The sequence below is a fragment of the Herbaspirillum lusitanum P6-12 genome, assembly GCF_000256565.1.
Classification (GTDB): domain Bacteria; phylum Pseudomonadota; class Gammaproteobacteria; order Burkholderiales; family Burkholderiaceae_D; genus Herbaspirillum; species Herbaspirillum lusitanum.
The window spans coordinates 16,064-33,377 of record NZ_AJHH01000633.1 but is presented as its reverse complement, the minus strand read 5'-3'; the positions used below and the strand labels follow the sequence as shown (position 1 = coordinate 33,377).

The 17,314-nt window shown below is 50.3% G+C and carries 18 protein-coding genes and 1 pseudogene; 16 read left to right on the top strand and 3 right to left on the bottom strand.

The genetic code is table 11. From position 1 onward, the window contains the following. From HLUSI_RS0120820 to dmpG, 7 genes are all read left to right on the top strand, one after another. Nucleotides 1-367, top strand: a 367-nt coding sequence (locus HLUSI_RS0120820; RefSeq protein WP_016835785.1) for a 2-keto-4-pentenoate hydratase, incomplete at its 5' end; no start/stop codon positions are given. A 17-nt stretch (nucleotides 368-384) separates the two neighbouring features. Next, the gene (locus HLUSI_RS33000) at nucleotides 385-687 is read left to right on the top strand and encodes a hypothetical protein (protein ID WP_157137951.1); all 303 of its coding nucleotides are present in this window, start codon (nucleotides 385-387) and stop codon (nucleotides 685-687) included. After that, nucleotides 671-1,486: a DODA-type extradiol aromatic ring-opening family dioxygenase gene (locus HLUSI_RS0120815; protein ID WP_029363838.1), complete on the top strand. Its 816-nt coding sequence runs from the start codon at nucleotides 671-673 to the stop codon at nucleotides 1,484-1,486. Before HLUSI_RS33000 ends, HLUSI_RS0120815 begins: the two co-directional genes overlap by 17 nt. Nucleotides 1,487-1,523: 37 nt before the next feature. Continuing rightward, on the top strand, nucleotides 1,524-2,381 hold the full coding sequence (locus HLUSI_RS0120810) for an alpha/beta fold hydrolase (protein WP_016835783.1): 858 nt from the start codon (nucleotides 1,524-1,526) through the stop codon (nucleotides 2,379-2,381). A gap of 28 nt (nucleotides 2,382-2,409) precedes the next feature. Then, on the top strand, nucleotides 2,410-3,576 hold the full coding sequence (locus HLUSI_RS0120805; protein WP_016835782.1) for a Rieske 2Fe-2S domain-containing protein: 1,167 nt from the start codon (nucleotides 2,410-2,412) through the stop codon (nucleotides 3,574-3,576). 131 nt (nucleotides 3,577-3,707) lie between these two features. Next, nucleotides 3,708-4,649 carry an acetaldehyde dehydrogenase (acetylating) gene (locus HLUSI_RS0120800; RefSeq protein WP_040503736.1) on the top strand — a complete coding sequence of 314 codons (942 nt, stop codon included), beginning with the start codon at nucleotides 3,708-3,710 and terminating at the stop codon, nucleotides 4,647-4,649. Further along, nucleotides 4,646-5,707, top strand: coding sequence for a 4-hydroxy-2-oxovalerate aldolase (gene dmpG, locus HLUSI_RS0120795; RefSeq protein WP_029363837.1), 1,062 nt, complete (start codon nucleotides 4,646-4,648; stop codon nucleotides 5,705-5,707). Before HLUSI_RS0120800 ends, dmpG begins: the two co-directional genes overlap by 4 nt. Before the next feature lie 56 nt (nucleotides 5,708-5,763). On the opposite strand, the gene HLUSI_RS0120790 is transcribed toward dmpG, so the two are convergent. Next, on the bottom strand, nucleotides 5,764-6,723 hold the full coding sequence (locus HLUSI_RS0120790; RefSeq protein WP_016835779.1) for a 2-hydroxyacid dehydrogenase: 960 nt from the start codon (nucleotides 6,721-6,723) through the stop codon (nucleotides 5,764-5,766). After that, nucleotides 6,720-7,136, bottom strand: coding sequence for a VOC family protein (locus HLUSI_RS0120785; RefSeq protein ID WP_029363836.1), 417 nt, complete (start codon nucleotides 7,134-7,136; stop codon nucleotides 6,720-6,722). The genes HLUSI_RS0120790 and HLUSI_RS0120785 overlap by 4 nt, the downstream gene beginning before the upstream one ends. A 155-nt stretch (nucleotides 7,137-7,291) precedes the next feature. Here HLUSI_RS0120785 and HLUSI_RS0120780 point away from each other — a divergent pair, with 155 nt between their 5' ends. Next, entirely contained in the window at nucleotides 7,292-8,152 is an 861-nt protein-coding gene (locus HLUSI_RS0120780; RefSeq protein WP_029363835.1) for a LysR substrate-binding domain-containing protein, read from the top strand. Between the two features lie 178 nt (nucleotides 8,153-8,330). After that, nucleotides 8,331-8,579 (top strand): hypothetical protein, encoded by a 249-nt coding sequence (locus HLUSI_RS32995; protein WP_157137950.1) that lies wholly within the window; start codon nucleotides 8,331-8,333, stop codon nucleotides 8,577-8,579. 86 nt (nucleotides 8,580-8,665) lie between these two features. On the opposite strand, the gene HLUSI_RS0120775 is transcribed toward HLUSI_RS32995, so the two are convergent. Further along, a complete protein-coding gene (locus tag HLUSI_RS0120775; RefSeq protein WP_016835776.1) occupies nucleotides 8,666-9,535 on the bottom strand; it encodes a LysR family transcriptional regulator in 870 nt (289 codons plus the stop codon). Between the two features lie 1,106 nt (nucleotides 9,536-10,641). On the opposite strand from HLUSI_RS0120775, the gene HLUSI_RS0120770 reads away from it, so the two are divergent. From HLUSI_RS0120770 to HLUSI_RS31940, 7 genes and pseudogenes are all read left to right on the top strand, one after another. Then, entirely contained in the window at nucleotides 10,642-12,054 is a 1,413-nt protein-coding gene (locus HLUSI_RS0120770; RefSeq protein ID WP_029363834.1) for an acetyl-CoA carboxylase biotin carboxylase subunit, read from the top strand. Next, the gene (gene pxpB / locus HLUSI_RS0120765; RefSeq protein ID WP_016835773.1) at nucleotides 12,051-12,791 is read left to right on the top strand and encodes a 5-oxoprolinase subunit PxpB; all 741 of its coding nucleotides are present in this window, start codon (nucleotides 12,051-12,053) and stop codon (nucleotides 12,789-12,791) included. Before HLUSI_RS0120770 ends, pxpB begins: the two co-directional genes overlap by 4 nt. Continuing rightward, nucleotides 12,788-13,738 carry a 5-oxoprolinase subunit C family protein gene (locus tag HLUSI_RS0120760; RefSeq protein ID WP_016835772.1) on the top strand — a complete coding sequence of 317 codons (951 nt, stop codon included), beginning with the start codon at nucleotides 12,788-12,790 and terminating at the stop codon, nucleotides 13,736-13,738. The genes pxpB and HLUSI_RS0120760 overlap by 4 nt, the downstream gene beginning before the upstream one ends. Then, on the top strand, nucleotides 13,725-14,501 hold the full coding sequence (locus HLUSI_RS0120755) for a LamB/YcsF family protein (RefSeq protein ID WP_016835771.1): 777 nt from the start codon (nucleotides 13,725-13,727) through the stop codon (nucleotides 14,499-14,501). The genes HLUSI_RS0120760 and HLUSI_RS0120755 overlap by 14 nt, the downstream gene beginning before the upstream one ends. Before the next feature lie 30 nt (nucleotides 14,502-14,531). Further along, nucleotides 14,532-14,759, top strand: a complete 228-nt coding sequence (locus HLUSI_RS0120750) for an acyl-CoA carboxylase biotin carboxyl carrier protein subunit (protein WP_016835770.1) — start codon at nucleotides 14,532-14,534, stop codon at nucleotides 14,757-14,759. 164 nt (nucleotides 14,760-14,923) lie between these two features. Then, nucleotides 14,924-16,267 carry an MFS transporter gene (locus tag HLUSI_RS0120745; protein WP_083831011.1) on the top strand — a complete coding sequence of 448 codons (1,344 nt, stop codon included), beginning with the start codon at nucleotides 14,924-14,926 and terminating at the stop codon, nucleotides 16,265-16,267. A 91-nt stretch (nucleotides 16,268-16,358) separates the two neighbouring features. After that, nucleotides 16,359-16,664: pseudogene (locus tag HLUSI_RS31940) on the top strand (helix-turn-helix domain-containing protein); the annotation flags it as partial. Between the last annotated feature and the right edge of the window lie 650 nt (nucleotides 16,665-17,314).

Below are 17,314 nucleotides of genomic sequence, written 5' to 3'. Positions count from 1 at the left end.
AATTGTAGACAGCCGTATTCGCGATTGGAAGATTGGCATTGTGGATACTGTTGCAGATAACGCTTCTTCAGCATTGTTTGTTGTAGGGCCGCATACCAAGCCTGAAGGCGTGAATGTGGTCGCGTGTGCGATGACGCTGGAAGAGAACGGCCAGTTGGCGTCGCTGGGGCAAGGTGCCGCGTGTTTAGGAAGCCCCTATATCGCCGCACATTGGTTGGTGGAGAAGATGATTGAATTGGGGCAGCCGATTCGAGCTGGTGAAATTGTGCTTACCGGTGCCCTGGGGCCAATGGTGAAGGTGCAGAAAGGGGCGAAATACGAACTGAATATTGAAGGTGTCGGTGCGTGCTCGGTCGGCTTTGAGTAGATATGGTGAGGTGCTGAATGAACAATATCAATTTAAAAAAGAGACCGCCGGTTGAGTTGCATAGATTGATTTCCAGCACAGTTCGCAATCCGGATATTTGCCAGCGCCTGCGAGACGACCCTGCCGCTGTTTACAAGGAATATTCCCTTCCAGATTCTCACTCTTCGTTGCTGTTAAATAATCCGGCGGAGGCACTTAAGGTTTTGCAGGTTCATGCAAATCTCCAGTTCAAGTTTCTAGCAGCATTAGGGCTGCTCAATTTGAAGCCAGCGTCTATTCAGCCATATTTAAAGGGATCGAGAAATGGGAAAAATTGTTAGTGCGGCAGCAATGTCCCACACCTTTGGCGTTCCTGATGCAGATCCGGATGCTTCAGCGAGAGTAGCTGCGGGGATGCTTGAGATCGGGCGGCGCGTACGTAAGGAAAATCCCAATATCTTGCTCGTTATCTCCAGCGATCATCTGACGAACTTCAACCTGGATTTCCAAATCCCTTTTGCTCTTGGAACGGCTGACGATTTCATCCCCCTTGGGGATCTCGGTGCGAGTCGAGTGAAATATCCGGGAAATAGAGATTTCTCAACCGAGCTGCTGCAATACGCCGCGGACAATGGATTTGATTTGGTTGGCGTTGAAAATGTTAACCCTGATCATGGGATCTCGGTGCCGAATGAAATGATCAATCAAGACGCAGATATTGCGTTGGTGCCTTTGTATATCAACACGGTGATGCACCCGACACCAACCTGCGCCAGGAGTTTTGAATTAGGAAAAGTGATTCGTAATTTCATCTCCACTCGTCCGGCCGACGAACGCGTGGCAATTATTGCTACAGGTGGCCTGTCCCATTGGATCTGCTTGCCAGAATCAGGGCGAGTCAACGAATTGTGGGATGAGGAAATCATGTCACTCATTGAGTCGGGGCGGGGGAAAGAAATTGTAAATTGGACTCCAGGCCGAATTCTTATCGAAGGTGGCAATGGTGGATTAGAGATCGCCACTTGGGCATGCATGGCCGGCGCCCTGGATGGAAGTACGGGGGAGCGCATTTTCTATGAGCCTATGCATAGCTGGTGGACTGGTATGGGCGGCCTGGTAATGAACACCAAATCGAATTAATTGTAGGTTGGCTTAAATCTCTTACCTGGAAGTAATCATGAACGAATACACACATCCCGATATTGCAGCAGAGCTCGCAGCGATCGGTGCGCAGTCACATTACGTAGAAGTAGACGGCATTCGTACTCACTATATTGAAGTAGGAACAGGCCCTTTGCTTGTATTGGTGCACGGCGGTGGCGCGGGGGCGGATAGTTGGGGGAATTGGAAAAGCTGTTTGCCGGCATACGCTAAAAATTTCCGCGTCATTGCGCCGGATATGCCGGGTTTCGGACGTACTGGAAAACCTGACCCATCTCAGTATGATTACAGCCAGGAAAGTAGAAACCGGCATCTTATTGCGCTGTTGGAAAAATTAGGCGCGGGGCCAGTAAACATTATTGGAAATTCCATGGGGGGGGCAACTGCTTTAGGTATAGCGATTGAGCGCCCTGATTTGATCAACAAGATGGTTCTTATGGGGAGCGCAGGGCTTGCTATTGCCAATCCTGATCCAAGCTACATGCAAGCGTTTTCCAGTTACGACTACACACGCGAAGCAATGAGAGTGCTCATGAAAGCTTTGGCCGGCCCGCGCTATGTCATCGATGAAGAATTGCTGAACTACCGCCATGAGCTGATGCAGGATCCTGCGGCTCAAAAAGCCATCGATGTGATTCGACGCAGCAAAATTACCTATTTCAAGGACGTGATTTCTTCAATCAAACTTCCAACATTAGTCGTTGGGGGGAAAGAAGACCAAGTTGCGATCTTGGCACGCACTTATGGTTATTTGGAATTAATCGAAAATTCTTGGGGATTCGTTCTTCCTCACGTCGGCCACTGGGCAATGATGGAAGCTCCAAAGGAATTCGTCTCAATAACGACCGCGTTCTTTTCTAAAGATTTGTTCTAACTTAAATAAATATAATCGGAGTCAAAACATGGAATCCACAATTAACTTTGTTGATGACAGCTTACTTAAGAAGGTGCCGTCATGGCGCGATTATCTTGCGGCAAAGGTTGGCTTTCGCAATCACTGGTATCCAATCAAGCTGTCGCGCGAGATTGGTGAGTCTCAGGTTGTGAAAGCTACGGTTTGCGGAGAAAATATTCTGCTAAAACGCATTGATGGAAAGGTTTTCGCCATACGCGATCGCTGTATTCATCGAGGTGTGCCACTTTCTGAAAAACTGGAATGCTATTCAAAAGGGACCATTACGTGCTGGTATCACGGTTTTACATACAAATGGGAAAACGGCGAACTGTGTGACATTCTTGCATCTCCTGATAGTCGGGCTATCGGGCGAAGAAGCATTAAAACTTATCCGGTGGAAGAGGCAAAAGGCGTCGTATTTGTCTTTGTCGGTGACATTGACACTACGCCACATCCGCTGTCGGAAGATGTTCCACCGATGTTCCTTGATGCAGACATGGCCCTAGAAGGCGACTCGTATATGGTCGATTCGAATTGGCGTGTGGGATGTGAAAATGGTTTTGATGGCCTGCATGTCTATATTCATCGCACTTCGCCATTGGTCAACAACACCCAACGTTCTTTGCCGATTGGGCATACCGCCCAATCAGGAAAAATCGAGCTGTTGGAAGAGGACGGAAAGCCCAAAGGCGTGTATGACGCGTTTGCTCATCACGACGTTTTGTGGGACGGCAGTGTTGAAGGTGAAGTTGTAGTAAAGGGGGTTAGGAGTAACCGCACAGACGGTGCTCCAACCCGGACGACGGCAGCTTCGCTTTGGTTGCCAGGTGTCTTGCGCGTGGATGATTTTCCTGATCAAGATCGCCATCAGTTCGAATGGTACGTGCCTGTTACTGAAGACACTCACTACTATTTGATCATGATCGGAAAGCGTGTCTCCAATAAAGAAGAAGAAGCCGAGCACGTCCAGGAATTCTGGAATCGCTGGAAGCGTGTGTCATTGGATGGATTCAACAATCAAGATATCGAGGCGCGTTTGGCTCTTCAGAAATTCTATAAACGAGACCGGGCCTGGTTGGAAGAAATTCTCATTGAGGGCGATCACCCTATTGTCAAATGGCGCGAACTTTGCCATCGCCACAATCGCGGTGTTCAATCGCCAGACAATCTTTAACTAACTCATATCGCCAAGCGGATGAGAATCCGCATTTGATATGTCTTAACAATGATGCTTGACGGCTTGGCGCTGGTCGCACCTTTTGCGAGGTAGGCTTGCGCTTTGCCATCTACTTACAGAGGATCTGTATGAAAACATTGAACGTGGCGATCATTGGATCTGGGAACATCGGGACTGACTTGATGTTCAAGATTCTGCGCAACTCCAAGAGGCTTAAGCTAGTCGCGATGGCTGGTATTGACCCTAAGTCCGATGGCCTTGCGCGAGCGCAAAAGCAAGGCATTGCAACGACATCGCATGGGATTGAGGGATTGATGGTAATGCCCGAATTTCACCATGTCAGTATCATATTTGATGCGACCTCGGCTCAATCACACATACGTCATGCCGCTTTAATTGGTCCAACGGGCAAGAAGATGATTGATCTTACGCCGGCAGCAATAGGTCCTTTTGTGGTTCCCGTGGTGAATCTAGAAGCTAATGTCGGCGCCCAAAACTTTAATATGGTGACGTGCGGTGGACAGGCCACGATTCCTATCGTTGCTGCAATTAGCAAGGTCGCGCGCGTACGTTATGCCGAAATTGTTGCGTCGATCGCTTCTAAATCGGCGGGGCCAGGAACACGTGCAAACATAGACGAATTCACAGAGACAACTTCCGCAGCACTCAAGAAGGTCGGGGGAGCAGATCATGCGAAAGCGATCATCATTTTGAATCCCGCAGATCCGCCGATGATCATGCGCGACACGGTCTATGCACTGACCGACGATATCGATACGAAATTTATCGACGCCTCAATCAGGGACATGGTTGCTGAAGTTCAACGTTATGTACCCGGATATCGTCTCAAGCAAGAGATTCAGTTTGAGAAAATCGGAAAAGATAATCCGGTGGAAATTCCAGGCGTGGGTTTGTGCAGCGGAATTAAGACTTCAGTGTTTCTCGAGGTAGAAGGCGCTGCACATTATTTGCCAAAGTACGCCGGGAATCTCGACATCATGACATCGGCAGCTGTTGCAACGGCTGAATATTTAGTAGCTCATCACCTCGCTAAAGAGGCTCTTGCATGAATACCAAGACATCATCTTCGCTCTATATTCAAGACGTCACCTTGCGTGACGGGATGCACGCAATTGGTCACAGCTATACCGTGGAGCAAGTGCGGAAAATCGCCAGTGCGCTGGACGCCGCAGGTGTTGCAGCCATCGAGGTTGCACACGGCGACGGTCTCGCCGGATCAAGTTTCAACTATGGATTTGGAAAACACAGTGACCGGGAATGGATTAGCGCGGTCGCGGACGTTGTGACCAAAGCACGCCTCACGACGTTGCTGATTCCTGGAATTGGTACCTTGCATGATCTAAAGGATGCCGCGGCCGCAGGCGTCAGTTCAGTGCGAGTTGCGACGCATTGTACCGAAGCAGATATTGCGCGCCAGCATATAGGTGCTGCTCGAGATCTGGGGCTGGACACTGTCGGTTTTCTGATGATGTCGCATATGATCTCGCCAGAGCAGCTTGCGGAACAAGCAAAGCTGATGGAATCATATGGCGCGGAATGCGTTTATGTCGTTGATTCTGGTGGTGCGTTGGGAATGTCTGATGTGACGGCGCGTTTTCAGGCCTTCGATCTTGTGCTAAAGCCTGAGACACAACGCGGTATCCATGCCCATCACAACTTAAGCCTCGGTGTGGCCAACTCAATTGTCGCTGTCGAAGCCGGTGCTACTCGTGTAGATGCGTCGTTGGCAGGAATGGGGGCGGGTGCCGGCAATGCGCCGTTGGAAGTCTTTGTCGCCGCCGCTGATAGATTGAACTGGCATCACGCATGTGACCTCTATGCGCTTATGGATGCCGCCGAGGATATCGTTCGACCCTTGCAAGACCGTCCGGTACGTGTCGATCGTGAAACCCTTTCTTTGGGTTATGCCGGCGTGTATTCCAGCTTCTTAAGACATGCCGAGAGAGCTGCAGCGGCGTATGGACTAGACACGCGAGCTATTCTGATCGAGCTCGGTCGCAGGCGGATGGTTGGCGGGCAGGAAGATATGATCGTTGATGTGGCTTTGGATTTAAAATCGGACGCATGGAAAAAACTGGCTGGTAGTGGCCGAGGACATTTTCTATAAAAAATGAGGCTGGATACCTGAAGCGGTATCTAGCCTCACTTTTTTGCAGCCGCTATTTAGTATCCGCGACGTGTGTCGACATGCGCTGGAATTGCACCTGACAATCGGTAGTTTTCAATGTTTTTTGCAACAATAGCAGACGCTGTGTTGCGGTTCGTCGGCGCGGAGCAATGTGGCAAGACTGTTACGCGAGGATGATCCCAGTGCCATTCGTTCGGAGGCAAAGGTTCTACCTCAAATACATCCAATACTGCATGATTTAAGTGGGTGCTATCTAACGCTGCACGTAAATCCAAGTCGCGAATAATGGCTCCTCTTGCAAAGTTAATCAATTCGGCTCCGGCAGGGAGCATCGAGATTTTTTCTGCATCTAATAGATAGCGTGTTTCAGGAGTCAACGGAAGTAGGCAAATCAATATATTGGTTTGCGCAAGCATTTCCTTAAGGCCATCGTTTCCAGAAAAGCATTGCACATTTTTAATCTGCTTTGGATTCCGGCTCCAGCCGCAAAGCTTGAAGCCGGCAGAAATAAGGCATTTTGCGGCTGCTTCACCCAAGGCACCGAGTCCCAGGATGCTCACGGTTTTTTTTGCCGGCGTAATGTATTCTTGAGCCTTCCATAGCCGCAACTTTTGTTGTTGCTTGTAGAGCGGCATTTGGCGGTGCAAATATAAAGTCCACGCTAAAACAGCTTCAGCCATGGTAGTCGCAAGTTGCGGATCGACAAGTCTTACAATTTTCAGCTTCGTATCGCCTAGATCCGCCATTAATCTTTCCACGCCGGCCCAGACGCTGTGAATCCACTCCAATCGAGGCAATGTACTTAACTCAGCAGGATCCGGATTTGCCACAATTGCGACGCGACATTGTTCGCGTTCTATTGCACTCATGTCGGAAAAGGCCAGAATTTTTTCTTCTGGCATGGCCAACTGCAGTTCCTTTATCCATAAGGTACTCAATGCATGATCAGCCTGAGAGATGAACGCGATCGGGTCGCGTGAAATATCTTGGTTCATTTCTCATAAACTCCAGAGAGATTGGTGAATCCTTTTGCTTCAATAGGATTTCCAAAAGGGTCTTGAAAAAACATTGTGGCTTGTTCTCCAGGTTCGCCTGGAAAACGAATGTTAGGAGAAAGAATGAATTTGAAGTTTTTGCTGTTGGACAGCGTATCAGCCAATACGCGCCACTCTTCCATCTGCAAGATGATGCCCAGATGCGGCATTGGCACCATATGTTCTCCAACCTTTCCTGTATTAGTGACAGAGAACGGTTCGCCTAAATGCAGAGAAAGTTGATGTCCAAAAAAATCTATGTCAACCCAGGTGTCCGTGCTGCGGCCTTCTTCGCATCCGAGTAAATTACAATAAAAATCGCGAGCGACATCAAGATCGCGGACATGATAAGCAAGATGGAAAATTGATTTCATAAAATATCCTAAGTCTGAAAAGGACGAGATGGGTAGCAATGTAAAAAGCTCAAATCTTTGTATTAAAGAGTTCCCAATATTCTCGGATATTAGAATAGCCCGATATCTCAGAAGGAAATAACATATAGTTTTTTCTGCCATCGTAAGAAATATTTATGGATGTTCGTTATTTGAAAAGTCTAATCAGCGTAGTCGATTGCGGTTCAATTGCAGATGCTGCTCGTCACGAAGGATTAACTGCTGCTGCCATAAGTCAGCGTATCCAAGTCCTGGAAAGAAAATTTGGATTTGAATTGTTGTCTCGTGTCGGCAATTCGGCCAAGGCTACCAATGAATGTATGCGTCTTCTGCCGAGGGCTCGCCGAATCGTGCGCGAAGTCTCTCTGTTGAACGGAGATGTGGACGAAGATGGGCTTACCGGAACGTTGCGCATTGGAGCAATCTCCACCGTTCTCACAGGGATTTTGCCGCCGGCTCTCATGTCGTTGGCTCGACGTGCGCCTAATATTCAGCCTGCAATCGTTCCTGGTACCTCACGCTCTTTATATCGAGCCCTGTTAGCCGGGGAACTAGACGCTGCAATTTTGGTAGCTCCACCCTTTGAAATTCCCAAAACTCTCAAGAGCATTTCGCTGGAAAGAGAAGAGTTGCTTTTCTTGTCTCCAGAAAATCTTGGTGGGGATTTCAAAGAGTTACTTAGTAGTCAGCCCTACATTCGCTATGATCCAGCTGCATGGGGAGGGCGACAGGCGCAATTGTTTTTAGACGAGCAAGGAATTGTTCCAACTCTGTTATGCGATTTGGATGCGCTAGAAACTATAGTGATGCTTGTTGAAAGTGGAATGGGAGTGAGTTTGGTTCCGCATTGGAATGGCTTGAAGAAGCTTCTGGCCCGGAGCGTTGTGACACCGATTTCGGATTCTCGTTATGAGCGCCACATTCTTTTTTTGAGCCGTGTTGAGGAGGACCGACTGAACATGCTAAAAGCTCTTCAAGAAATACTTTTAGAGAATTAGCACGTTGGCATCCTGCTTTGTTCGGAGAGGCAAGATCGGCATGCCTCTGCCTCAACAATTTTCTGGCTATACGTGTTTGCGAGCGCTGCTGAATCATGAATATCGAATTGTATTGCAGTATCAGAATACTGAATTTTCCAGACTGTTTTATAGATATTGATTTAGAAAGAGCACTGAGATGGTATACGCGGAAGAAAAATTCTTGTTTGCAAAAATCCAGGCAATCGACATTACATTGACGGCAATTTGTGCTCAGCTTAGTGCTATTCAAGCATCTGCAGCGCTTGATCTCATACAGCAGATTACCAGCCATGTAGCTCAGATAGACGCGCCAAATAATCGTGCCGCCGGTGTTATAGAACTGATTCCTACCGAATTGCTTCGCTATCAGGAAGTACTCTTACGGCAAACAAGTAGAACCGGATAGCGTTCTCTTATTAGGGAATTTTTTTCTGTGCGTAGTAGGCCTGCATATCCAAGGAAATGATTTCTTGCGTCTAACCTCGCGTAAATTCAAGACTTCGCGCCGTTCATGATCAGTTCGGCCAGTTGCCTGGCAGGTTCTGACGATGTTTTCCACGCACGATGCACCAGCCCAATATCGCGGTGGAAAGTATGCTCGCCTAGTTGAATGGCGCGAACTCCGGTGGGCCATTGTTGATGTCCGGAGGTTTCTGGAACTAAGGCAATGCCAACATCATTGGCGACCAGCTTTACGATTGCATCAAGCTCGTCTACCTCACACCGTTCATTGGGAGTGAAAAGTTTACTGCGCAGGAAGCGATCAACTTGGCGGCCTCCGTAGGAGGCGCGGTCATAGCGAATAAAAGGATGCGTGGAAAGGATCTCTTGCCAGTCGTCTCCCTTCACCGTGTTAGGGACGATCAGACGAAACGGCTCGCTGGCAAGCGTGGTCCAGTGCAGATCTCTTTGCAATGAAAATGGAGGGCGAATGACTGCGGCAAGATCGATCTCGCCAGCATCAACGAGATTGAGGAGTTCCATTGAAAGTCCTGGAATCACGCGGGTTCGACAGTCAGGAATTTTTTGATAAAAAGCGGCGAGGGCTCCAGGGAGAAGGGATCGTTGCATTGATGCAATTGCCCCGATCGTGATCAATCTGGTGGTGCCAAGGCCGTCAGTCGTACGTCCTAAATTGTCGTAGCGTAGGATCAACTCCTGAGCCTGCGCTAATACATCGCGCCCAATACTGTTTAATCGCAAGGTCCGCCCATCTCTCTCGAACAGGGGCTGGCCGATTTCGCTTTCTAGGCGTTGCATCTGAGCGCTGACAGCGGCCTGGGTTAGTCCTATTTTGTTACCGGCTGCAGCAAACGTGCCTTCCCGAGCAACGGCGATCAAGGTTTTGAGTTCTTTGATCATATAGAAATAAAATTTATCAATCTTTAAAAGATATATTGATTTTGTTTTTGTGTCGATCTTTCTATGGTTTTCTAACGAAAAGAAAATACGTTCTTGGAAATGTTGGGGCGCCTGTTAATGCAGTAACGCCATCGCTCACTTTGATGATTTTCAAGCAGGCAACAGATATGCGCCGCAATTGGATGACCTGATTGGTTCTCCAGCGTAACCAGCCGCTCGCACACATCACGTTAGCGCCATAGTTTGCAGGGGCCATGGATCCTCACCATGTCACTAGAATAATCGGTCAGCTTAGTCAATTCCACGAATGTCGATACCCATGACAGACCACAGGAACTAAATCGGATGAAATCTTGGTTTGATCCAATTAGTGATGTCAGGGACCATCTTTGTAAAACTAAATTGTCTGACTAAATCGTTTCTTGTGTTCTCTCAAAGAGCGCTCCCCTTGTGGATAGGATGTGAGATGACCGAGGGGCGTTGAGTAGTGGGTCTACGGGCTTGATTCGAACAGTTCCGAATCAATGTTGCTATTTAGTCCTCATCTCTTGTTGCGTGACTCCATCAAAAATTTTGTTTTTTTATCTCGCATTTGCATGTTGAGAGAGTTTTTGCACAAAATTGGTGCTAAGCAATCATTGAAAAATGCCTTTGTGGCTGCGCTCTGAATCAATCATCGGGGACTGACAACCGTTTCCAAAAAAACGGAAAGCGATTCGCATTTGACCATACTTACGGTTATCGCAATGGAGATGTTGAAACTGGCGAAAATTGTTTTCAAGGAATCGTCGAGTAGGGTGGAGGTGCCGGCTTAAAGTCGAGCACAACGCTATGTCGCGCACCTTTTTGGTGTGCCTATCCCCAAGTTGTCTCACAAATTATGTTTGTTAATTTGCGAAAAATATATTGTTTTACTTCGAGATGCATCGTTCATAAACTTCGACGACTCGTATTAGAAATCTGAATGGAAGGGACATGGAGTGAGGGTTGGTAGCCCTCATTCAATAGCTCGAGCGACGGTATTTGAGTGGACTTGCATCCCTCCCGTTCAATCAGTCTTATTGCGAGATACGCCCCAATTGAAACGACGCGGAGATGAATCAATCGTGAAGAGAATTCTAGTAGCTAATCGAGGTGAAATTGCTTGTCGCATCATCCGGGCAGCAAAAGGACTGGGCATTGAGACCATCGCGGTCTACTCAGATGCTGATGCCGATTCGCTGCATTGCGAGATGGCTGACATCACAGTTCGGATTGGCGCCGCGCCAGCTGCCCAGAGCTATTTAAATGTAGATGCCGTTCTTGAGGCCGGTTTGCAACATGGTGCTCAGGGCGTACATCCCGGCTATGGTTTTCTTTCCGAGAACACTGCATTTGCTCGTGCCGCCGAAAAAAATGGAATTGCCTGGATTGGTCCCACGCCCGAGACAATCGAAGACATGGGCGACAAGCACCGCGCCCGAAGCATTGCCGAGAGCTGCGGCGTTCCAGTACTCCCGGGAAGTCGGGCGTTTCTTCCCGGCGAGAGTGTCGAGCTTATCGTGCAAGAGGCTGCTCGAGTGGGTTTTCCTTTGTTGGTCAAGGCTGCAGGGGGAGGTGGCGGTATCGGTATGAAATTGGTTGATGACCCGTCGGCACTGGTTGCCGCAGTGGCGTCCACTCAATCGCAGGCGCTCAAAACCTTTAACGATGCATCGGTATATCTCGAACGTTATGTTCCCCGTGCACGCCATATTGAAGTTCAAGTTTTCGGATACGGCGACGGCTCCGTCGTCCATTTGTTCGAACGTGAATGCTCAGTACAACGGAGGTTTCAAAAAATCATTGAGGAGAGTCCAGCCCCCAATCTGCCGACACAAGTGCTTGAGAAAATGTTCGCAGCGGCCGTCTCTCTTTCCGCTGGACAGCGGTACCGAGGGGCAGGGACCGTGGAGTTTATTTTGGATGCCAGCACTGACGAATTCTTCTTTCTGGAGATGAATACGCGCATCCAGGTGGAGCATGGAGTGACGGAAGCGACTACTGGATGGGATCTGGTTCAGAGCCAGATTTTGCTTGCTGCGGGACAGCTCCAACCGATCTCACAGTCGGCAATTTCGCGCACGGGCGCCGCCGTCGAGTGCCGAGTGTATGCGGAGAATCCTCAGAAAAATTTCCTGCCATCACCCGGACCGCTGGAGCGTTACGCGTTTCCTGCCGCCTTGGACGGTTTGCGTGTTGATACTGGCGTACGCCAAGGTGATTCTATCACCCCGTTTTACGACCCTATGATCGCAAAGATCATTACATCCGGCATGAACAGATCCGTGGCGCTCGAACGTATGCAAGAGGTATTGCGCATGACTGAAATCACCGGTATTCGGCACAACATTGATTTCCTGCTTCAGGTTCTCCAGCATCCTCAGTTCGTGGCCGGTATGGTTGATACGCATTTCGTCGAGCGCGAGCGTCAGATGCTGCTTTCGGCCCCGGCACCTACTCCGGCATCGGGTGCACCGCTTGCAAGGACGGTAGCATGAGTAGTGCCTTCCAGCAGCCCGACGCTGTCCTTTGGCAAATACTGCCGTCGGGCGACAACTGCCTGGTCATCGTTGCTCAGGATGGTAATCCGGACACCTATAGCGCTTGGGCTGCAGCTGCGGCAAATCAGTTGCGGACGGCGAAGATTCCCGGCGTCATAGAAGTGGTCCCTGCGATGCGTACGGTCGGTGTGCACTACCAACCGGCGCGTTTGCGTCCATTATCTTACGCATCGGAAATTCCCTATCAGACTCTATTGCGCTTGGTGAATGCGCAGATGCAAGAGTTTCGGATGGATGGTCGGATGGATTTTCGTGTTGTTAATATTCCCGTTTGCTACGGGGGGGAGCATGGTCCGGATCTGGACTCGGTTGCCCGGACCTGTGGGTTGGAGATCTCCAAACTGATCGAGCTCCATTCGACCGCGCAAGTCTCAGTACAAATGGTCGGCTTTGCTCCGGGACACCCCTATATAGGGACTTTCGACCAGAGGCTTTCTCCGCCCCGCCGCGAACAGCCGCGCACAACTGTTCCAGCAGGTTCGATCGGACTTGCTAACCGTCAGACTGTCATCTATCCGTTCGAGCTGCCAGGCGGCTGGAACTTGATCGGGCGCACACCGCTGAAGCTGTTCGATCCGGTGCGTCAACCGTCCTGCTTACTGCAAGCAGGTGATCGGATTCGATTCATTCCTATCGCGGCTGAAGAATTCGTAGCAATGGGAGGCGCCCAATGAGTATTGTTGTCATTAAGCCGGGCGCCTTGACGACGTTTCAGGATCTGGGGCGCTTTGGCAGCCAGCATATCGGCGTTCCCGTTTCGGGCGTGATGGACGAACGTGCTCATCGGTTGGCTTCCATGCTGGTGGGGAACTCTCCCGAAAGCGCAAGTCTTGAGGTCACCCTGATGGGACCGACAATGCAATTTCTTGAGCCAGCGATCATTGCTGTGTGTGGTGCAGACCTCGGGGTTTCGTTGAACGGTAATCCTTTTCCTTTGGAGACGGCCGTGCAGCTGTCTACTGGCAGCGAGCTCTCGTTTGGAAGGCGTGTCACCGGATTGCGTGCCTACATTGCGGTCGCAGGAGGATTTGTCCTACCCCTTGTTATGGGTAGTACCAGCACGTATGTGCGAGGAGGTTTTGGCGGCGCCCACGGCAAGAGTCTGCAAAAGGGGGATCGTATCGAGGTTCGTGGCTTATCGGGACACTATGTGCCAAGTACGCCGGTGCATCTATTTCCAGCAGAAATAGAGCGGTACAAAGGTGCGCCGATCAGGATCGTGCCCGGCCGCGAATGGAATTCCTTCGAGCCCGAAGCTCGCCAGCTGATTGTAGGACAGCCATTCCGCATCAGTCCTAAATCCGACCGTATGGGATGCAGGTTGGAAGGAGCGGAGCTCAAGTTGATTCAGCCTATGAACCTGCAATCGGAAGTGGTGACATTTGGGACCATTCAGGTTCCTCCCGATGGGCTGCCTATTGTGTTGATGGCTGACAGACAGTCGACGGGAGGCTACCCCCGTATTGCGAATGTCGCGTCCGTTGATCTGCCTCGGCTCGCGCAGATGATGGCTGGTGAAACCGTGACCTTCGAGTGGATCACCCTGGGAGAGGCTCAGCGCCTCGCGGTGATGCAGAGCAAAATCTTTGAAAGCATGGAGGACTTCTGTGGCATCCATTGATTTGAATAGCGATGTCGGAGAGAACTTCGGCATTTATCGGCTGGGCAATGACGAAGTAGTCCTTGATTACGTGACTTCTGCCAATATCGCCTGCGGTATGCATGCGGGTGATCCGGACACAATCGCCGCGACAGTACGACTGGCCGCTGACCGGGGAGTTTCCATTGGTGCTCATCCCGGTTTTGCTGATCTTCAAGGGTTCGGTCGTAGGCCCGTCCTCTTGAGCAAGTCAGAGATTTTTAATCTGGTCGTCTATCAGATTGGTGCTTTGCAGGCAGCTTGCAAAGCAGCAGGCGTCCGTCTTTCTCACGTCAAAACCCATGGGGCTCTCTATAACATGGCAGCCCGAGACGCAGTCATGTCGCGGGCGATCTGCGACGCAGTTGTGGCGGTAGACCCCCAGTTGATCTTCTTTGGGTTGGCAGGATCTGAATTGGTCCGCGCGGCGCGTGCCAGCGGATTGCCTGTCGCGGAGGAGGTATTTGCAGATCGAAGCTACCAGGACGATGGATCGCTGACACCACGGTATCAGCCCCGGGCAATGATCACCGATACCCGCGAGTCAGTAGCTCAAGTATTGCGAATGGTTCGAGAAGGCTTAGTGCGTTCACTGAATGGCGTCGATGTTCCTGTGAAGCCAGACACGCTTTGCATTCACGGCGATCAACCCAACGCTGCACAATTTGCTCAAGCGATCAGGAACGCTCTTGAGGCAGAGGGTATCGCTGTGCGCCCCGTTGGTAGCGGTATTGCCGTTGCCTGATTTTCCCTCCTTCACCACAGAGCTCAAAAAATGGATAACGAAATAGAAATTCGCAGCGAAATCGCCGGTACGCTACTCAGGTTCGTGGCGGCCCCATACACCCCACTGGCCGCGGGTGACGAAATCCTGATTATGGATTCCATGAAGATGGAAATTCCGGTTCATGCCCCAGTGGCCGGTTGCGTCACCAGCTTTCTCTTCGAAGAGGGTGTAACTGTCGATGAAGATGTCGTCATTGCCAAGTTCTTAGCGAGCTAAACGCTCACGTATTCTCATCCTGCGATCTGGGCAAAAGCCCAAGATCGAGAACCCCCAGATGTAAACCAGGTTTCGAAGAGCCCTTACGGCTTGTCGGAGGAATTTTTACGCCTGAAATTTTCACTCGAAAGAGTGCTTCTTGTAGTCAACCAAAGAGGTCAAGAATGAATACCGCGAATAGCCTCAGTAGTAACTCATCACCAGCGGCAGAGGCCGGCATCGCTGATAAGTTAGATCCGCAGGCCCGTGCTACCGCCCGCAAAGCTGCAATCGCAGCATCTGCAGGTACGGCAATCGAATATTATGAATTCGGTGTGTATGGGTACATGGCCGCAACTATTGGTCCTTTGTTTTTTCCGAGCACGGACGCTACCGCCTCGTTGCTTGCCATCCTGGCCGTGTTCGGGAGTGCTTTCTTGATGCGCCCCATCGGCGGTATCGTGCTCGGCCGCTTGGGGGACAGAATCGGTCGTCGGGGCATACTGCTCGTTACCGTGATCGGCATGGGTATTGCGACAGGCCTGATCGGTTTGCTACCGACAGCGTCCACGGCTGGGATTCTCGCACCCTTGATGCTGCTGCTGGTACGCTTGGTGCAAGGATTTTTTGCGGGCGGTGAAGTGACAGGTGCAGCGGCCTACGTGGCAGAGTGTGCTCCGCCTGGCAAGCGAGGATTCTATGGCGCCTTCACACCTGTCGGCGTAGCGGTCGGTGGTGCGGTGGCCGCAGCATTGTGCGGCATCACCTCGGTGTTGCTCACACCCGCGCAGATGGCCGAATGGGGATGGCGTATCCCGTTCTTGCTGGCTATTCCGATGGTGCTGATTTCGACAGCCGTGCGTCGGCGCGTTGAAGAGTCGGCAGCGTTTCAAGAGTTCCAGGCGCACAACGAGCCAGTAAAGGCGCCTCTGCGGGAGGTTTTGACCCAACACCCGGGAAAAATATTCAAAGTAATGGCCTTGGCCTTTGGTCAAAACGTGGGTTATTACGTCGGCCTGGTCTTCATGAACATCTACATGACGACCTATTTAAAGTATGACAAGACGGCGATTTATTGGATCATGGCGGCTGTCGGTGTGACAATGGCGATGCTCATGCCATTCTTCGGTAGCCTGTCGGATCGTTGGGGGCGTCGTCCCGTGTTGGCGATCGGCTTCATTGGCTATATGGTACTGGTCTGGCCGATGATGTTCCTGATGGACCAGCAAAGCTTGCCATTGGCGGCGTTGGCGATGTTCATCATGGCGTTGCCACTACCGATCGTGCAGTCCGTTGGCTATCCCACGTATGCAGAACAGTTTCCCACCAAGGTCAGATACACAGGAATGGCTTTCAGTATCAATATTGGAGCTATCCTTGGCGGTGGTGTCACCCCTTATTTGGCGACCAGTCTGATGGCCACCACCGGCAATCTTAAGTCTCCAGCGTTTCTATTGATCGCGGCTGCTGTGCTCAGCTTATTAGCTTTGCTGACTGTTCACGAAACCGCGAAAGAAAAACTCGCCTGAGGCTTAGTTTCTCGATCAACCTTGGTCCAGCCCGAGGGTTCACTCCAGTTTAAGACACAATCGTACCTAAGAAATCAGGTAGGAGATTGGAGTGATCGACGTGGCATTACTAGGAATTATTCGGCACTGGCACCTGCGTGACCAGATATCGCTAAGGGAGATCGCCAAGCGACTTGGTATCTCCAGAAACACCGTTAGACGCTACCTGTGCTCTGAAACTGTAGAGCCAGCCTACGCCGATCAACGTTCAGCCATCAAACTATCAGCATGGATTAAAACCGAATCCACCAAATCTAGGAAGCAAAAACGCAGCCTCAAGCAGATGCATGCAGACTTGTGTGTGTTGGGATTTGAAGGCTCTTATGATCGCGTTGCCGCGCTCGCTAGGCAGTGGAAGGTAAATCAGTTAGATAGGGGGCAATTCTGCCAGCAAAGGAACACACTTAGCCGTAATGCTGATTTATAGCAGGGTTTGCCAGGGTGCTTCGTCATTATAAAAAAGTGTATTTAAGAATTAAGTGCGCATTAGATATTGCACACTTTTCGGTGTCGTTTTGATATCGACACGGTCTGTAAAGCGTTGATTTCAAAACACGCAAATTGCACGCTTAATTATTGCGCACAAGATGGGGTCACTCCAATCAGGTTCGGATAGCGAGGGTGGCCAAGTACCTGTAAATCAGCTGCTTCGCGAGAGAAGAAATAGCATTTTTGAAAATATTGTCAAAGAAACAATCTATCCTCGATAGCCGTTTTTGTCGTTCTTGATTGACATGCGATCCGTGCTCCCGACGCGACGCTGCCGGGGCATGAAGGCAAGCGTTCGGCATGTTCCGATGGTTTAACTACATGAAATAGTTAGCACGGAAGACTGCACGTGCAGCCAAGAGTAAATGTCGTCTGTGGCATACGTTCCGTTTCGGCAAGCTGTTGAAACACAGGCTTTTGTGCGTTAATTACGGCTGTCGGATTCAGGGGCGGAAGCGTTGTCATGCTTGCGATCAAACAAATAGAACAGATGGGGTTTTAAAATTAAGCGTTTAGGGA

Coding starts and splice junctions, on each gene's coding strand:
- HLUSI_RS33000 (WP_157137951.1), top strand. CDS start 385: ATGAACAATATCAATTTAAAAAAGAGACCGCCGGTTGAGTTGCATAGA.
- HLUSI_RS0120815 (WP_029363838.1), top strand. CDS start 671: ATGGGAAAAATTGTTAGTGCGGCAGCAATGTCCCACACCTTTGGCGTT.
- HLUSI_RS0120810 (WP_016835783.1), top strand. CDS start 1,524: ATGAACGAATACACACATCCCGATATTGCAGCAGAGCTCGCAGCGATC.
- HLUSI_RS0120805 (WP_016835782.1), top strand. CDS start 2,410: ATGGAATCCACAATTAACTTTGTTGATGACAGCTTACTTAAGAAGGTG.
- HLUSI_RS0120800 (WP_040503736.1), top strand. CDS start 3,708: ATGAAAACATTGAACGTGGCGATCATTGGATCTGGGAACATCGGGACT.
- dmpG (WP_029363837.1), top strand. CDS start 4,646: ATGAATACCAAGACATCATCTTCGCTCTATATTCAAGACGTCACCTTG.
- HLUSI_RS0120790 (WP_016835779.1), bottom strand. CDS start 6,723: ATGAACCAAGATATTTCACGCGACCCGATCGCGTTCATCTCTCAGGCT.
- HLUSI_RS0120785 (WP_029363836.1), bottom strand. CDS start 7,136: ATGAAATCAATTTTCCATCTTGCTTATCATGTCCGCGATCTTGATGTC.
- HLUSI_RS0120780 (WP_029363835.1), top strand. CDS start 7,292: ATGGATGTTCGTTATTTGAAAAGTCTAATCAGCGTAGTCGATTGCGGT.
- HLUSI_RS32995 (WP_157137950.1), top strand. CDS start 8,331: ATGGTATACGCGGAAGAAAAATTCTTGTTTGCAAAAATCCAGGCAATC.
- HLUSI_RS0120775 (WP_016835776.1), bottom strand. CDS start 9,535: ATGATCAAAGAACTCAAAACCTTGATCGCCGTTGCTCGGGAAGGCACG.
- pxpB (WP_016835773.1), top strand. CDS start 12,051: ATGAGTAGTGCCTTCCAGCAGCCCGACGCTGTCCTTTGGCAAATACTG.
- HLUSI_RS0120760 (WP_016835772.1), top strand. CDS start 12,788: ATGAGTATTGTTGTCATTAAGCCGGGCGCCTTGACGACGTTTCAGGAT.
- HLUSI_RS0120750 (WP_016835770.1), top strand. CDS start 14,532: ATGGATAACGAAATAGAAATTCGCAGCGAAATCGCCGGTACGCTACTC.
- HLUSI_RS0120745 (WP_083831011.1), top strand. CDS start 14,924: ATGAATACCGCGAATAGCCTCAGTAGTAACTCATCACCAGCGGCAGAG.